Below are 462 nucleotides of genomic sequence, written 5' to 3'. Positions count from 1 at the left end.
GCTTCGGTGCGATGCAGCTGAAGTCCAGCGTGGTCAAGAAGGCGTAGGCAACGGCGCGCGATCTGGTCAGAGGTGATGGGTGACGCGATCAGTCCTCGTCGCGCGCTCGTCGCACCCCCGCGCCTGCGGCGCTCCTTAGAGTCACCGGCATGCAGGTCGCACTACTCGGGGCGCTGGAGGTACGGCGCGGCGGGGAGCTGGTGCCCGTGGCCGGTGGCCGGGTGCGCTCGCTCCTCGCCCGACTGGCCCTGGAGGCCGGCCGCGAGGTCAGTGCGGGCGCCCTGATCGAGGCCGTCTGGGACGACGCTCCGCCCGGCGACGCCGGCCATGCGCTCCAGGCGCTCGTCTCGCGGCTGCGTCGGGCGCTCGCGCCCGGTGAGACGGTCGTGTCCGGGCCGATCGGGTACTCACTGGCGATCGCCGCGGAGGCCGTCGATGCCCTGCTGTTCGAGCAGCTGGCAC

The 462-nt window shown here is 72.9% G+C and carries 1 protein-coding gene; it reads left to right on the top strand.

Annotation, left to right across the window (positions count from 1 at the left end):
- Positions 1–149: 149 nt before the first annotated feature.
- Positions 150–462, top strand: a 313-nt coding sequence (locus BJP32_RS16685; RefSeq protein ID WP_143255504.1) for a winged helix-turn-helix domain-containing protein, incomplete at its 3' end; no start/stop codon positions are given.

Source organism: Brevundimonas sp. ZS04, assembly GCF_001956865.1.
Taxonomy (GTDB): domain Bacteria; phylum Pseudomonadota; class Alphaproteobacteria; order Caulobacterales; family Caulobacteraceae; genus Brevundimonas; species Brevundimonas diminuta.
This window is presented reverse-complemented; position numbering and strand designations above follow the sequence as displayed.